This window comes from Micrococcus terreus, assembly GCF_900116905.1.
GTDB classification, from domain to species: Bacteria; Actinomycetota; Actinomycetes; order Actinomycetales; family Micrococcaceae; genus Citricoccus; species Citricoccus terreus.
The window spans coordinates 230,760-245,936 of sequence record NZ_FPCG01000001.1 but is presented as its reverse complement, the minus strand read 5'-3'; the positions used below and the strand labels follow the sequence as shown (position 1 = coordinate 245,936).

General features: G+C 67.4%; 11 protein-coding genes. 2 read left to right on the top strand and 9 right to left on the bottom strand.

Going from position 1 to position 15,177, the window contains the following annotated elements; genetic code table 11:
* The first annotated feature begins 153 nt into the window (after positions 1-153).
* Positions 154-1,362 carry a glutamate--cysteine ligase gene (locus BM355_RS01170; protein WP_091693856.1) on the top strand — a complete coding sequence of 403 codons (1,209 nt, stop codon included), beginning with the start codon at positions 154-156 and terminating at the stop codon, positions 1,360-1,362.
* Between the two features lie 114 nt (positions 1,363-1,476).
* Here the strand turns inward: BM355_RS01170 and BM355_RS01165 are convergent, their stop codons facing one another.
* From BM355_RS01165 to BM355_RS01130, 7 genes are all read right to left on the bottom strand, one after another.
* Positions 1,477-2,742 (bottom strand): hypothetical protein, encoded by a 1,266-nt coding sequence (locus BM355_RS01165; RefSeq protein WP_143109372.1) that lies wholly within the window; start codon positions 2,740-2,742, stop codon positions 1,477-1,479.
* A 59-nt stretch (positions 2,743-2,801) separates the two neighbouring features.
* On the bottom strand, positions 2,802-4,280 hold the full coding sequence (locus BM355_RS01160) for a hypothetical protein (protein WP_091693034.1): 1,479 nt from the start codon (positions 4,278-4,280) through the stop codon (positions 2,802-2,804).
* Positions 4,280-4,753, bottom strand: coding sequence for a hypothetical protein (locus tag BM355_RS01155; protein ID WP_091693033.1), 474 nt, complete (start codon positions 4,751-4,753; stop codon positions 4,280-4,282). Before BM355_RS01155 ends, BM355_RS01160 begins: the two co-directional genes overlap by 1 nt.
* Before the next feature lie 113 nt (positions 4,754-4,866).
* Positions 4,867-6,012 (bottom strand): tRNA (adenosine(37)-N6)-threonylcarbamoyltransferase complex transferase subunit TsaD, encoded by a 1,146-nt coding sequence (gene tsaD, locus BM355_RS01150; protein ID WP_091693030.1) that lies wholly within the window; start codon positions 6,010-6,012, stop codon positions 4,867-4,869.
* A 132-nt stretch (positions 6,013-6,144) separates the two neighbouring features.
* Positions 6,145-8,826, bottom strand: coding sequence for an excinuclease ABC subunit UvrA (locus BM355_RS01145; RefSeq protein WP_091693027.1), 2,682 nt, complete (start codon positions 8,824-8,826; stop codon positions 6,145-6,147).
* 790 nt (positions 8,827-9,616) lie between these two features.
* Positions 9,617-10,969 carry a fatty acid desaturase family protein gene (locus BM355_RS01135; protein ID WP_091693025.1) on the bottom strand — a complete coding sequence of 451 codons (1,353 nt, stop codon included), beginning with the start codon at positions 10,967-10,969 and terminating at the stop codon, positions 9,617-9,619.
* A gap of 99 nt (positions 10,970-11,068) precedes the next feature.
* Entirely contained in the window at positions 11,069-12,130 is a 1,062-nt protein-coding gene (locus BM355_RS01130; protein ID WP_091693022.1) for a ferredoxin reductase, read from the bottom strand.
* Between the two features lie 84 nt (positions 12,131-12,214).
* Between BM355_RS01130 and BM355_RS01125 the strand changes: the two genes are divergently transcribed.
* A complete protein-coding gene (locus BM355_RS01125; RefSeq protein ID WP_091693019.1) occupies positions 12,215-13,426 on the top strand; it encodes a PucR family transcriptional regulator in 1,212 nt (403 codons plus the stop codon).
* 76 nt (positions 13,427-13,502) lie between these two features.
* On the opposite strand, the gene BM355_RS01120 is transcribed toward BM355_RS01125, so the two are convergent.
* Together BM355_RS01120 and BM355_RS01115 are read right to left on the bottom strand one after the other, a co-directional pair.
* Entirely contained in the window at positions 13,503-14,342 is an 840-nt protein-coding gene (locus tag BM355_RS01120; RefSeq protein WP_143109371.1) for a hypothetical protein, read from the bottom strand.
* A gap of 261 nt (positions 14,343-14,603) precedes the next feature.
* Positions 14,604-15,164, bottom strand: a complete 561-nt coding sequence (locus BM355_RS01115; protein WP_091693852.1) for a GNAT family N-acetyltransferase — start codon at positions 15,162-15,164, stop codon at positions 14,604-14,606.
* Positions 15,165-15,177 lie beyond the last annotated feature (13 nt).

Sequence of the window (15,177 nt, the reverse complement as noted above, 5' to 3'; positions counted from 1 at the left end):
ACGTGCTGCCCCGGGGGCTGTGTCCGCCTCCGCCACGCCTCCTTCGTCCCGACGACGGCCTCTCACCTCCCGCATCACCTCGCCGCAGGCGGCGGCAGGGACCGTAGGATGAACGCGTCTCTGCCCCTCGTCCTTCTGGAGCCCCGCGTGACGCTGCACCTGCCCTTCGCCCCCTCTGAGCAGTCCACCCTGGGATTGGAATGGGAGCTGGCCCTGGTGGACGCCGGGACCGGGGCACTGCGCTCGGACGCGGACACGGTGCTCGGGGAGGTGGCCCGCAATGCCGGCCTGGCCCCGGGCACGGACCACCCGCGGATCACCCAGGAGCTGCTGCAGAACACGGTGGAGCTGGTCACGGGGGTCTGCCACCGGGTGGATGAGGGCGTGGAGCAGCTGCGCGCAGTGGCCCGTGAGGTGCAGGCGGTGACGGACCCGCTGGGCCTGGAGCTGTACTCGCAGGGTTCGCATCCCTTCGCGCTGCCCACGGACGAGCCGGTCACCGAGAAGGACCGCTACGGCAAGATGATCGACCGCACCCAGTGGTGGGGCCGGCAGATGGTGATCTACGGGGTCCACGTGCACGTGGGTCTGGATGACGTCCGCAAGGCGATGCCCGTGGTGGACGGTCTGGTCAACTACTTCCCGCACGTCCTGGCGCTCTCGGCCTCCAGCCCGTTCTGGGCAGGTGCGGACACCGGGTACCAGTCCCAGCGCACCCTGATGTTCCAGCAGCTGCCCACGGCGGGGCTGCCGTTCCAGTTCCAGGACTGGTCCGGGTTCGAGTCCTGTGTGGCGGACCTGATGCACACCGGCGTGATCGATGACGTGACCGAGTGCCGGTGGGATGTGCGCGCGGTGCCGCGGCTGGGCACTGTGGAGATGCGCATGTGCGACGGCATGGCCACAGTGGAGGAGATCGGCTCCATCGTCGCCCTGACCCAGTGCCTGGTGCAGGACTTCAGCGACACCCTGGAGGCGGGCGGGAGCATCCCCACCATGCCGCCGTGGCATGTGCAGGAGAACAAGTGGCGCGCGGCCCGGTACGGGTTGGAGGCCATCATCATCCTGGACGCGAACGGTGAGGAGCAGTTGGTCTCGGACCACCTGCGCGCCGAGCTGGAGCGTCTGGCACCGGTGGCCGAGCGGCTGGGCTGTTCGGCGGAGCTGGACGGGATCCACGCCATGCTGGAGTCCGGCGGTGCGGCGGCACGTCAGCGCCAGGTCGCGGCGCAGACGGTGCGCCAGGCCGCTCAGGCCGTCGGGGCAGGGATCGATCTGCCTGCCCTGCCCGATCCCACGGCGCCGCTGCGTGCTGTGGTGCGTGACGCCGTCGGGCGCACCCGCGACTCCCTCTCCCGCTGATGCTGGGCGCTCCGGACCCACTCCCCCACTGATCACGTGCACGCCAACTGGTGCGACTCGCCGAGCGGAACCGCAGTTGGCGTGATCGTGTTCAGGATTCCCGACGACGGCCGGTCACCTCATGCGATTCGACTCTGCGGTTCGCTGGGCGGGGGGGCCGGGACATCCGAAGAATTCCAGAAGACTGGCCAGGACTTCGCTGCCGGGCCATGGCGCCAGCACCACATGGTCCTCCTGCTCTGTTGGCTCCTCAGGCCTGAACAGCCGGAAAACCCCGGCGGGACCGGCGTCCAGGATCGTGAAGCTCAACGGTGCGCCGGCTGTGTCGTGTGGTGTGCTGCGCACGGCGTCCTGACTGAGTCTCCACAGGGTCCAAGGGACTGCGGCACTGGCCTGGCGCATCGAGGTGAGCATGGTCCCCTCGACTTCGGCTCCGGGTCCATTGAGGACGTGGGTCACCAGAGTCTCCAGGTGGACCGGCTCTGACGCGGGCACCTGCATGGTCCGAGTGCTGGTGCGCAGGCCGAGACAGATCATCTCCGCGACGCTTTCAGCGGGCATGAGCCCTAGGGACGTCCGCGGGGAGTCGTTAAGTCGGGGCCCGGGGTCCACAGGTCCTGCCGGGGCCGCGCGGACCACTGCGCAAAGGCCACGATGCTCGATCAGCAGTGGCCGCGCATGCCTGTTCGCGGTCCACACATCCAGGTGAGTGCGCATTGCTTCCCGGGATCGGATGTGCCTAGCGATGTTGCCGCGGGTGGTGAGCTCCCCCGTATCGTCGATGAACTCGAGATCGAGGAGATCCTTGCGCAGGTCCTCCGGTCCGCTCCTCCATTCGTCCGCATTCATGTCGGCAAGTCGACTCCAGGTGGTGGATGAGACATCCGTGAGTGGCCAGTAACCCCATGGACCGGGTTCAGACCGAAGCCGAGGAGCGTTCTGCGCCGCTCGGACGGCTTGGGCGAACCCGTCGTCTGCGGCAGCGGCAACAGTGGCCGGACCCCAGTCAGAAGGGATACCGGCCACCACCATGTCCATCAGCTCCCGGCACGAGGAGTACAGCCTCAGACTGCACGTCCCGACAACATCCAGCACTGGTACAGACTCGTCAGGATCGACCCCGTCGGGCTCTGCGGTAGGCCACAGCAACCAGCGCACCACCGCTGCGGACATCCCACCCAGGAGAGGGGTCAGCATCACGAAGCGCAGCCCGAACCATTCATCACCCACCCAACGGTCGGTGGCGAGGAGAACTCCATCGTCAATCGCCTGGCGTGGATCCACCTGAGGCTGACCGGGCATCAGGTCCGACCACCGACGGATAGTGACGGTCGGAACCATCCCTGTTCCTTCGGGACCACCCATCTTGAGGATGTCCATCCCAGAAGTGAATGCAGCTGACCAGCCTGGTGGGATGTAGGACAGCCGTTGGCCTGTGGTCACTGGGAGGACCTCATCATCGGTCGACCGCCTCCCCCACCGGCCCCTGTGCCGAACCTCCGGTTGCGCTCATCGATCAGTCGAGCGTGCTCGTCGGGATCGTAGGCGTTCGGCAGACCCTTCACAGCAACTTCCTGCATCATCTCGGATTCAGTCTGCGCGTTATCCCAGGCTGCGTCCATGGCCAAGCTGATCGCATTCCCTGCGACGAAATTGGCACCGAAGGAGGCCACCGCTCCAATTCCCGGGATGAATGCAATGGCCACGCTCGCAGCCAAGGACACACCTGTAATTGTCATCTCTCGGTCAACCGCCCACTGCGCTGCCTCCTCGATCTGATCGTTGGTCATCAGAAAGTGTGATGACGACATGACAGCGGCATGCTGGTTTCCCGCTTGTCCCCAGGAGACGACGGTGAAGGCCACCACGGCAAGCCCGCCGGCCGTACCTAAGACAATGCCTGCGCCCGATATCTCAGGTTCCAGGAGGTAGTAGTTCGATGTTTCCGTGAAGATTTCGGACAGCGTCAACAACCCGTCTGTGCGGTTTCTGTCCGTGTCACTGGATCCCCCCACCGGGTCAACGGTGATGTCCTTCGTCGCTGGATCGTTCGCGAGAGCTTCCAGTGTTCGAAGCTGCAGGTTGGGGTCCATGGCACTGCCGACCACCACTAGTTCCCCCGAGCTGGTCCGGATCCATTTGACACCGTTCTCGTCGATATAGCTGTAGGGGAGGGATTCGATGTCGATCTCCGCGGCGACACGCTTCGCGTCGGCGGCGGAGAGCTGATCCCCGAACAGATGGTTGTTCAGCAGCATGAACTCCATCTCCTCGGTCGAGTCGACCCTGTCCAGCCCAGCGGAGTGGATGGTGAAACGCAGATCCGTCAGATCGTCGAAATCGATCGCGTTCAGAGTGTCGGCCAGCGTCTGACGTGCCGTGGCGATGTCCAGCTGGATGTTCTGTGCGGTCGGTTCGTTCTCTGCTCGCTCTGCCTCCAGGCGGCTGTGGAGCTCGAGCTTCGGGACGCGGTACTTCGTCATGAACTCGTCGAGCGGCCTGTCCTGATCAACCAGGAATTGGGAATACCGGTCGGTCCAGTCGGTCGCCCACGTGTCGTAGTCGGACTTCTTGCCATCGTGCTTCTGCACGGCCGCGTCATACTCGACGACACCGTCATAGAACATCTTGGTCGCCGACTGGAACGCTTCGAGTTCGCGGGCCACTTCGGACATCGCCGTGACGACCTGTGAGGCGTCTGAGCCTCCATAGGCATCTTCGAACTGGGTCCAGATCGCGAAGACCTCGTTGAACAGGGCCGCGGAATCGGTCACGCGCCCCAGCAGCTGCCCCGCCGCGATGACGGCCGATCCAGTCGTGGGACTCACCATGGCCCAGGCCGTGTGCCCCTGATAGTGCGCGTCCGAACGGTGGAACGTGTCTGCGTTCTCCCAGGAGATCGCCGTGAAGTTCGCCATCAGCCCTCCTCCGGGGTGTTCGTGTCCAGGAACTGGTACGGAGCCTCCTGGTAGTGGCCACCCGGCAGCGACCCGTCGACATCAGACGGCGGCTTGTCCCATGCGGTCCCATCCGCGTTGAGGATCACTGGCATGTCCTTGCCCTGTTTCTGGGAACGGTGTTGGACTTCTGCATCACCTGACACGTAGTAGTCGATGACGTCCTGCATGATCCCGATGCGCCGTTCGATCATCTGGACGATCTTGTCGAACTGCGGTGACAGTCCTTCATGGAAGAACTGCCGGTACGCCTGATCCAGTTCAGACGCCTCGTAATCGCCTCTCTTGGATTCGGCGTCCACGTAGCTGTTGCGATCCACGATGTTCAGGTCGCTGTCCGCATGTTGGAAGTACCTGTCGCGATCCCGCATCACGTCGCGGACCTCGTCCAGAACGCGTTGGCACTCGTCCGGTTTGATCCAGAACTCGGTCATAGTTGGTCGTTCCTCCAAGATGGCTGCAGCGGGTCCAGAGTCTGGACCTTTCAACTCAGGCTATCGCCAGGCCCAGTCGGTCACCATGGGGAGAACTCCCCACCCCACATGACTCACCCCTGCAGGGACACCCGCTCCACGGGCTGGCCGGGGTCAGCGGCGAAGTCCAGTCCCGAGGGTTCCACGCCGTCAGCCATCAGCTGCGCCCCCAACGCGGCCACCATGGCCCCGTTGTCCGTGCACAGCCGCACCGGGGGCACCGTCAGCTCGATCCCGGCCGCCGCGCACCGCTCAGCCAGCAGTCCGCGCAGTCGTGAGTTCGCCGCCACTCCCCCGCCCAGCAGCAGGTGGTCCAGACCGTGCTCCTGACAGGCCCGCACCGCCTTGGAGGTGATCACGTCCGCGACCGCCTCCTGGAAGGATGCGGCGATGTCCGCCGTCGGGATCTCCTCATCCGGCACCCCCGCGGCCTCGAACTGCTCCACACACCGGGCCACCGCGGTCTTCAGGCCGGAGAAGGACCAGTCATGCCGGTGCTTGCCGGGCTCCTCGGCCGTGCCCACGAACTTCGGGGCGCTCAGTCCGCGCGGGAATCGGAATGCGGTGGGGTCGCCGGTCTGGGCCAGCCGGTCGATCACCGGTCCGCCCGGATAGCCGGCACCGAGCAGTCGGGCGACCTTGTCATAGGCCTCGCCGGCGGCGTCGTCGATGGTGGAGCCGAGCAGTTCTACATCCGAGGTCAGCCGGTTCACCCGCAGGATCTCGGTGTGGCCACCGGAGACGAGCAGGGCGCCCAGGGATGCGGGCAGGGTGGCGCGGTTGTTCCCGACGACGGACGCCTCGCCTCCCAGCACCTCGTCCAGTACGCCGACCCCCACGTGGGCGACGAGGTGATTGATGCCGTAGAGGGGTTTGCCGGTGGCCAGGGACAGGGCCTTGGCACCGGCCACCCCGACCATCAGCGCCCCGGCCAGCCCGGGCCCGGAGGTCACAGCGATCGCGTCGAGGTCCGCCAGGGTGACGCCGGCGGTGACCAGGGCCTGCTGCAGGGTGGGGACGAACTCCTCCAGGTGGGCACGGGCGGCGATCTCCGGGATCACCCCGCCGAAGCGCACGTGCTCCTCCATGGAGGAGGCCACAGCGTTGGCCAGCAGCTCGGTTCCGCGGACGATCCCGAATCCGGTCTCATCGCACGAGGACTCGATGCCCAACACGAGCGGTGCGGTGGGCGTGGGAGCGGTGGAGCGGGATACGGACATGCCCCCATTCTAGGAACGGGGGTTGAGCAGCTCGTCCACAGCGTGGAACAGACCGAGCCCGTCCAGGGGCGTGAGCTTGACCATGGTTCCCTGTCCGCCGGGCCGGTCACCAGCCACGAAGCCTGCTGACTCTCACCCCAGGGAGGCGGCCTTCTGCAGCGCCGCCTCGAGGTACGGTGCCGACGCGCCGACTCCGGACGAGGCGACTTGCGCGGGCGTTCCTGAGGTGACCACCGTGCCGCCGTCGTCTCCCGCGCCGGGTCCGAGGTCGACGACGTGGTCGGCTGCGGCGACGACGCGCATGTCGAGCTCTACCGCGACGACGGTATTGCCTGCATCCACGAGGGTCTGAAGATGCGCCACGAGCCGGTCGGAGTCGGCGCAGTGCAGACCGGACGTCGGTTCGTCGAGTAGGTAGAGAGTGTCCCCGCGCTGGGATCGTTGGAGCTCGGTAGCGAGCTTGACACGTTGTGCCTCACCTCCGGACAGCTCGGTAGCCGGCTGTCCGAGACGCAGGTACCCGAGACCTACGTCGATGAGTGCCGCGAGCGACCGCATGATGTCGAACTCTCCGTGGAAGAAATCGTGGGCCTCCTCGACGCTCATGGCGAGAATCTCCGCGATGTCGCGGCCGCGCCAGATGATCTCCAAAGTGCTGGACTGGTAGCGGGTGCCGTGGCAGTCGGGGCACTCGGTGTAGACCGAGGGGAGGAAGAGCAGCTCCACCATGACTGATCCCTCGCCCTTGCAGGTAGGGCAGCGACCGCCGGTGACGTTGAAGGAGAATCTGCCTGGCTTGTACCCCCGAGCGCGGGCCTCGGGCGTCTCCGCGAACCTCCGTCTCACGTGGTCGAACAGACCGGTGTAGGTGGCGACGTTTGAGCGCGGGGTGCGACCGATGGGCTTCTGGTCGATGCTGACGACGCGGCGCACCCCGGAGAGGTCTCCCCGGACCGTTCCCTCGAGCTCCTCGGGCTCGTCCGTCAGCAGGAGCTCGTCTTCTTCGGGGGCGGCAGCGTCCTCCGCTTGGACAGTTCGTGCCCGCCGCTCGCCGAGCAGCGCAGGTAATGCCTGGCTGACCAGGCTCGACTTGCCTGATCCCGAGACTCCGGTGACAGCGGTGAACACCCCGAGCGGAAGTGAGATCGACACGTCGCGCAGGTTGTTGCGAGTTACGTGCTCGAGCTGCAACCACCCCTGCGGCTCTCGGGGCGTCCGCCGGGGTAGGCCGCTGCCCCCGAAAACGTACCCGCGGGTGACGGACTCCTCCACCTCTGCGAGGCCATCGGTGGGCCCGCTGTAGATGACGCGTCCGCCGCGCTCGCCCGCGCCGGGGCCGATGTCGACCAGCCAGTCCGCGTGCCGCATCACGTCCACCGAATGCTCCACGACGAACAGGCTGTTGCCTCGGCGCTTGAGCCCATCGAGGATGCCGAGCAGCGCAGTGACGTCCTGCGGATGAAGCCCTGCGGAAGGCTCGTCGAGCACATAGACCACGCCGAACAGTTCGGAGGTCAGCTGGGTCGCGAGTCGCAGTCGTTGTAGCTCGCCGCCGGAAAGGGTGGGGGTGGTGCGGCCCAGGGAGAGATACCCCAGACCGAGATCGATGATCGGCCGTAGTCTGTTGACGAGTTCTGCGCCCAATCGCGCTGTCGCGGCCAGCTTCTCCACCGAGTGGTTCGGCGTCTTGCGCACGTCGGGGGCGGCCGCATGGGCTGAACCCCCGGCGTCGACGCGCTGCTGCACAGCGTCGCGCCGGGCTGTCTCATCCAGTGCCTGACCCGCCGTCTCGGTCCCGTCGAGATCGCCGGTGGCCCGCTCAACTGCCTCCTCGATCAACGTCGAAAGCTCCGCGAGCGGCAGCTCGGAGAGCTCTGCGACATCGAGGCCTTCGAACGTCACGGACAGAGCCTCCGGCTTCAGCCGCTTGCCGTGGCAGACAGTGCAGGGAGCGACCGTGAGGAACTGCGCCACGCGCCGCTTCATCGACCCGCTCTTGGTGTTCGCGAACGTGTCGAGCACGTACCGGCGAGCACCGACGAAGGTGCCGGAGTAGCTTGGCTCGACGCCAGCCTCGATCGCGGCCCGGGCCTCGGGGAGAGTCAGCCGCGAGTGGACCGGGACGTACGGCGTCTCCTCGGTGTAGAGGATCCAGTCCCGATCCTCCTTCGGCAGATCCTTCCAGGGGACGTCGACGTCGTAGCCGAGGGCGACGAGCACATCGCGCAGCTGATGACCGTGCCAGGCCGTGGGCCACGAGGCGATAGCCCGCTCGCGGATCGTCCGCGAAGGGTCGGGCACCATCTTGTCCTCGGTGACCTCGTACACCCGGCCGATGCCGTGACACTCAGGACATGCGCCCTGCACTGTGTTGGCGGAGAAGTCCTCGGCGTAAAGCATCGGCTGATCATCAGGGTAGTGGCCAGCCCGGGAATAGAGCATCCGCACCAGGGATGAGAGCGTGGTGATGCTGCCTACCGAAGACCGCGCGCTACGGCCTCCACGCTGCTGCTGAAGAGCAACGGCCGGCGGCATGCCCGTGATGGAGTCAACGTCCGGGACGCCGGCCTGGTCGATCAGGCGACGAGCGTACGGAGCGACGGACTCAAGGTAGCGGCGCTGAGACTCTGCGAACAGGGTTCCGAACGCCAGAGAGGACTTCCCCGAGCCGGAGACCCCAGTGAACACCACCAGCGCGTCGCGGGGCACCGTGAGGTCGATGTTCTGAAGGTTATGCTCGCGCGCGCCGAGAACACGCACGTCTTGCTGAACGGGCGAGGGATCCCGCGACGTGGGCGCGGGTGTTTTGACCATGCCAAGAAGATTAGCAACGGGGCCTATCGATTGCGTCGGATCAGGCACCTGTCCTAGACGGTCCACCCGTCTGTGACGCGCATTGTGGGAGCGGTGGTACGCACAGCTATGGAGGATGGAGCCTGGGTGGCCCGAGCTCTGCGATAGTCGAGGTCAACGAAAGGAAACCCACTTCCGTCATCACCGTCGTCAGCCGCTGGAAAGAGCTCAAGAGCAAAGCGGGACGGCGCTTGCACTGCCCGCGGACCTACCTTTTTCCGGTTCGGAGGCCGGTCTCAGGTCTAAGCCGCCTGAGTGCGGCCTCCGCGACGGCTGGATTCCAGCATCTCGGTCAATGAGCGCGCGTCATAGCTGCCGACCATCCGACAACCATCGATGAAGAACGTCGGGGGGACTGCTGCATGAGTAAGTGACATCCTGATCCATAGGTCAGGTCATCCCAATCTGGCTTGCCCGGGAGGGCAGCCTGGAAGAAGGGTTCTGTCCCCAAGCCCTACCCGAGCGAGCTGGGTGACGGCCTGGTTCGTGTTGCTCGAGATCGCGAGACCGGCGTGACCATCGAGTAGATCGTTAAAGATGTGGGGCCCACCCGATGACGTTGCGCACGTGGTTGCCTCACGCCGACATCGAGGAGGGTGCCAAGCCGGGCCGGTCTCGGACTGCGGCCGCCGACTTGCGGCAGGCGCTCAAACGGATCCGGCTGCTGGCGCAGGAGAACGAGGTCCTTGACGGACAGAGGCAGCCCTCTCGCCAGCCCTACTACCGCTGGTTGGCCAATCCCACCACAGCCTCACTTCCCGGGCAGGGCCAGGCGGAACACCTTGGCCCAGGCGGAGCCGACCTGCTTCAGCAGCGGGCCGGTGGTGTACGGCAGTCCGTAGCGGGCACAGATCTCGCGGACCTTTGGCGCCACCTCGGCGTACCGGTTGGAGGGCAGGTCCGGGAACAGGTGATGCTCCACCTGGTGGGAGAGGTTGCCGGTCATGAAGTGCATGAACTTGGAGCCGTCGATGTTGGCCGAGCCGATCATCTGCCGCACGTACCAGTCGCCGCGGGTCTCCCCCTCCACCATCTCCTCGGTGAAGGTCTCCGCGCCCTCTGGGAAGTGGCCGCAGAAGATCACCGAGTGCGCCCAGATATTGCGCAGCCCGTTGGCCACCACGGTGCCGATCAGCGCGGCCTTGCCGGAGCCGGTCAGCAGCTCCGCGGCCACCGGGGTGGCGGCGTAGTCCTTGGCGAACTGCTTGGCGGCCTTCACACCCACCGAACGCAGATCTCGCATCAGTTCCTCACGGGACTTCTCTCCGGCCTTCACTCGGTCCAGTTCGAGGTCGTAGAGGGCGATCCCCCACTCGAACACCGGTGCCAGCCCGGCGTTGATCACCGGGTTGAGGATGTGGCGGGGCTGCCACTGCTCGTCCTCGTCCATGCGCAGCACGTTGTAGCCCACGTCCCGGTCCTTGCCGATCACGTTGGTCCAACGGTGGTGCAAATCGTTGTGGGTGTTCTGCCAGGCAGTGGAGGGGGTGACGAAGTCCCATTCCCACGTGGTGGAGTGGATGTCCGGATCGCGCATCCAGTCCCACTGCCCGTGCAGCACGTTGTGCCCGATCTCCATGTTCTCGATGATCTTGGCGAACGTGAGCATGGCAGTGCCGGCCACCCAGGCCACCTTGTTCTGGGCGTTGAGCAGGCAGCCACGTCCGGCCAGTTCCAGCACACGTTGCAGGCGGATGACCCGGCGGATGTAGGCGGCGTCCGAGGCGCCTCGGCGAGAGAGCACGTCATCCCGCACGGCATCCAGCTCACGGGCCAGCTCGGCCACCTGCTCATCGGAGAGGTGAGCGGCGGCCGGGGGCCGCACGGCAGGGCTCCCGACGGCGGCCAGGGACCCCGGGCGCACCCGGGCGGCGGACGCTGGGGTCGAGTCAGGTGACGAGTCGGCAGCAAGGGCCGGGACAGTGGCCGTCGAGGCGGATGCGGCCGGGCCGCCCTCCTGCTGGTCCTCGCGCGGTGCCCAGCTGACGGTGTTCGGGCGGTCGGCCGGCAGGACACGGTCGCTGGAGCGGCGGATGGTGGTGCGGCGCTCCTCGGTGCTCGTCGCGGTTGTCTCGGTGGTGGTGGGATGCAGGGTCTGAGTCAAGGGTCCTCCTGAAGTGAGGGGATGGACGTCGGAAGTCTGGAAACGGGGAACGGGAGGCGAAGGCCCTCGGTGAGAGGCCGTCGTCGGGAAGGTGGAGGGCTAGAGGCCCAGGCTGACGGGCCCGGCGGCCGCGCTCACGCAGGTCTGGATCAGCTGGCCGGGGTCGCCGTGGACCTCGCCGGTGCGCAGATCGGTGACCTGGCCGGAACGCAGGGGCACCAGGCAGGCGTGACAGATGCCCATGCGGCAGCCGCTGGGGGCGGGCAGTCCGGCGTCCTCGGCGACCTCCAGCAGGGGGACGTCGCCCGGGGCCTGGACCTCGGTGTCGGACTGTTCGAAGACCACCAGTCCGCCGGCGCCGGCCTCCCCGCCGGTCAGGTCGGCCTGGAAGCGTTCCATCTGCAGGGCGCCGGGGCCGGTGGGTCCGTGGGTGGCCCAGAGGTGTTCGGCGTCGTCCAGGAACCCGGAGGGGCCGCAGGCGTAGGCCGCGCGGTCACGCCAGTCGGGGCAGAGGGCGTCCAGGGTGGCGGTGTCCGTCAGGTCCAGCCGGCCGGACTCGGAGGTGAAGTGGTGGTGGACCGTGAGGCCGGGGAACTGATCGGCCAGCTCCTCCAGCTCCTCGCGGAACAGGGCGGTCTGCGGGGTACGGGCGGAGTGGATCAGGACCACGTCAGCGTCCGGGCGGCGCGGGACCAGGGTGCGGATCATGGACATGACCGGGGTCAGACCGGATCCGGCGGTGAGCATCAGCAGCGGACGCGGCTCCTCGGGGAGCACGAAGTCCCCCTCGGGGCGGGCCAGGAACAGGACGTCGCCGACCTTGGTGGTGCGCACCAGGGTGCCGGAGACCTTGCCGATGTCCGTCACGGTGATCTCCGGATCGGCGCCGGCGGGAGCGGAGAGGGAGTAGGAACGCCACTGGCGCACGCCGTCCACATCCACGCCGATCCGGGCCCACTGACCGGCGTCATGCGCACGCCAGCCGGGTCCGGTGCGGAAGGAGATCGTCACACTGCCGGGCATGGGGCGGGTGACCTTGGTGACCACGCCGCGCAGCTGACGCGAGGAGTGGACGGGATCGAGCAGGGAGAGCACGTCCTGAGGGGTCATCGGGTGCAGCAGTGCCTCGGCCATGCGCTTGATCAGTGAAAGTCCTGCCATACCGTCAGCCTATGCGCTCGCCAGATCAACTTCTCCGCCTCGGGCGTACGATTGCGCCCAGGAACCTATCGCCGGGAGACAAGAATGACCATCATCCCCACCCCCACAACACCCTTGGACTGGAGTCCGCCGTGGGAGTCGCTGCCCTCGGACCTCTCGGAGGCGCTGGCCCCGGCCGTCCCGGGGATCGTGGAGAAGATCATCGAGACCGTCCCCCGGCAGATCCCCGCCTACGCCTCTGCTCGTGGTGACGGGCGGTACGGGGACAAGCTCACCCTCGGCGTGATCACCGCGCTGGACAACCTGCTGGCGCTGCCCGGGACCTCCCGGCCGGCCCTGACCGCGGAGTCCCGTGCCCTGGTGGCCGACCTCGGGGCCGGCGAGTTCCGCCAGGGCCGCTCCATGGACGCGCTGTTGGCCGCCTACCGCACCAGCGCCCGGATCGCGTTCCGTGGGCTCTCCGAGGAATGCGCCCGTCAGCAGATGGACCTGTCCGTGGTGGTGGATCTGGGCGAGTCGATCTGGGCGTACATCGACGAGCTCTCCTCCGTGAGCGCCCAGGCCTACGCCTTCGAGCAGTCCGCCCGCGCCGGCGTGCTGGAGCTGCGTCGCGCCGACCTGGTGGGGGCTCTGGTGCGCGGCGGTGTGGAGGAGGACGAGCTGGACCGTCTCTCCGGGGCCGCTGACTGGCGCCCGCCCCGGCGACTGGCCGTCGTCGTGATGCCCGTGGCCTCAGCTCCTGCAGTGCGTGCCGCGCTGGGGGTGAGCGGGCTGGTGGTGGAGCGCGAGTCCGAGGCCACAGCGCTCATCCCTGCGCCTGAACGACCCGGCCAACGGGCCAGGATGCTGCGGCTGCTGGCGGGATCCGGAGCGGTGATCGGGACCAGCGTGGACTGGCGTGGGGTGCCGCACTCGTACCGCATGGCGCGCACGGTGGCGCTGCAACGGCGCTCCGCGGGGCCCGACGACGGCCAGTCACCTCTGATGGCCGAGGATCACCTGGCGGCGGTGGTCCTGGGCGCGGAGCCACTGGTGATGGCCGAGCTGGCCGAGCGGGCGCTGGCGCCGCTGAGTGAGCTGACCGAAGCCAAGCGCGAGGTGCTGGAGCAGACGCTGCTGAGCTGGCTGAGCCATTGGGGGCAACGTGGGCCGGTGGCGCAGGAACTGGGCATCCACCCGCAGACCGTGGGGTACCGGCTGGGGCGGCTGCGCGAGCTGTTCGGGGACGCGCTGGAGGACCCTGCCGCACGGTTCGACCTCGAGCTGGCCCTGCGCTGGAGAGCACTCAGTCGGTGAGCGGCCCTCATTCCTGATCACGTGAACGATCCAGACAGGGACACGCCGAGGAACTCGACATCTGTTGTACACATGATCAGTGGTGGGGGCCGAATCCTCGCTGTTCCTGCGCACGCATCGCCCGGCGCAGGCGGTCCAGGAAAGCCTGCTCTCCATAGGCGGTGTAGAGGTCACGCCCTGCCTTGACCGTGCGCCAGTCATGCCGGTCGAAGTCGTCGTCACGCCAGATGTCCCGGTTGACCTGCGCCTGCTCAGCGTGGCCACCGCCGTCATACTGCAGCGCCAGCTTCCACTCCAGCAGCGCCAGATCCGGCTGGCGACGCACACCCGACCCCAGCACGAGCACAGGATTCACCACCGGTTCCGGCAGTCCAGCACTCACCACCACCATGCGCATACGGGATTCCGGTGCAGAATCCACCCCCTCACGCAGCATCGGTCGGGCCTCACGGGCTGCCTGGATCCCCCTGACGCTGCGGCGGCGCCTCATCGCAGCATCGATCTCTGTGAGCGTCGCCAGCGGGTTGGCGCCCAACACCCCGTCTGGACGCGGCGGTCCATCGGAGCGCTGGAGCAGGGCGTCGCCTGCGGCCACCAGGTCCAGAGGGTCGTTCAGCAGCGGGGCCAGGTCCAGCCAGGTCCTTGCGGGCGTGGTCAGGCGCAGTCCCTCCACCTCCACCACGTCGGCCGGGTCCAGCTTCGCCCGGTGGCCCACCACCCCGGGGCGGCGCATGGAACCGCTGAACCCCTTCCGGCCTGTGACATGGATCTGCTCACCGTCTTGCATCCAGATCGGCAGCCAGATCCCCCACAGCTGCGCGGCCGTGACATGGCTCAGGTGTTGGCCTCCGCCCAGTCGGCACAGCGCCACAGCCATGTCCCGCCAGGACGGCTCCGCGTCGGCCCACATCCGCAAGCCGGGAGTCGGAGAGGTCAGATCCGGTCGCCGCAGTTGATGGCGGGTGACTCCGGCCCTGTGCGCGTCGCCAACGGAGAACACGGAGCCGAGTATGGACGCGGGGGCAGCTGAGTGTTCCATTCCCCCAGCGTCGCGCACACCGCAGATGCCCGTCCGCGACTATCCACAACCTCACACTCCCGTCTGATCACGTGAACGATCCAGACAGGGACACGCCGAGGAACCCGGCATCCGTTGTACACATGATCCGGGTTGGAGTCAGTCGGTGAGGGGCAGGCGCATGATCAGGGCGTCCACGGACTGGGTGCGCCCGCCGGCATCCCGCTCCCCGGGGTAGTACCCGCGGCGGGTGTGGATGTGCTCGAAGCCGTGCTTGGCATAGAGCGCCTGAGCGCCGACGTTGTCTGCGCGGACCTCCAGCAGCAGCGCCTCGGCTCCACGCAGCCGGGCCTCATCGATCATCCACTGCAGCTGCACGCCGCCCAGGCCCAGACCGCGAGCGCCGGGCACCACGCCGATCGTCTGCACATCGGCCACGTCACCCACCACCATCAGCCCGCCGTAGCCGACGATCTCCCCGTCGCGCTCGGCAGCCTCGCCAGCACCAGCACCCCCAGAGCTGTCTCGCACCACCACGCGGTAGTCCCGGGTGGCAGGCCGTCCCTGCACGTCCACTCCCCCGGCAGGTCCGGCCTGAGCCAGCTCCTCCAGGTAGAACTCCAGCGGCCAGGCCTCCAGGGGGAACAGCCGCTGCTCCAACTCCAGGACGTCCGGCAGGTCGAACGGGGTCATCGGGCGCAGCAGGAACCCGGCCGGCATCCGAGCAGCCGGA

Coding starts and splice junctions, on each gene's coding strand:
- BM355_RS01165 (WP_143109372.1), bottom strand. CDS start 2,742: ATGGACATCCTCAAGATGGGTGGTCCCGAAGGAACAGGGATGGTTCCG.
- BM355_RS01160 (WP_091693034.1), bottom strand. CDS start 4,280: ATGGCGAACTTCACGGCGATCTCCTGGGAGAACGCAGACACGTTCCAC.
- BM355_RS01155 (WP_091693033.1), bottom strand. CDS start 4,753: ATGACCGAGTTCTGGATCAAACCGGACGAGTGCCAACGCGTTCTGGAC.
- tsaD (WP_091693030.1), bottom strand. CDS start 6,012: ATGTCCGTATCCCGCTCCACCGCTCCCACGCCCACCGCACCGCTCGTG.
- BM355_RS01145 (WP_091693027.1), bottom strand. CDS start 8,826: ATGGTCAAAACACCCGCGCCCACGTCGCGGGATCCCTCGCCCGTTCAG.
- BM355_RS01130 (WP_091693022.1), bottom strand. CDS start 12,130: ATGGCAGGACTTTCACTGATCAAGCGCATGGCCGAGGCACTGCTGCAC.
- BM355_RS01125 (WP_091693019.1), top strand. CDS start 12,215: ATGACCATCATCCCCACCCCCACAACACCCTTGGACTGGAGTCCGCCG.
- BM355_RS01115 (WP_091693852.1), bottom strand. CDS start 15,164: ATGCCGGCCGGGTTCCTGCTGCGCCCGATGACCCCGTTCGACCTGCCG.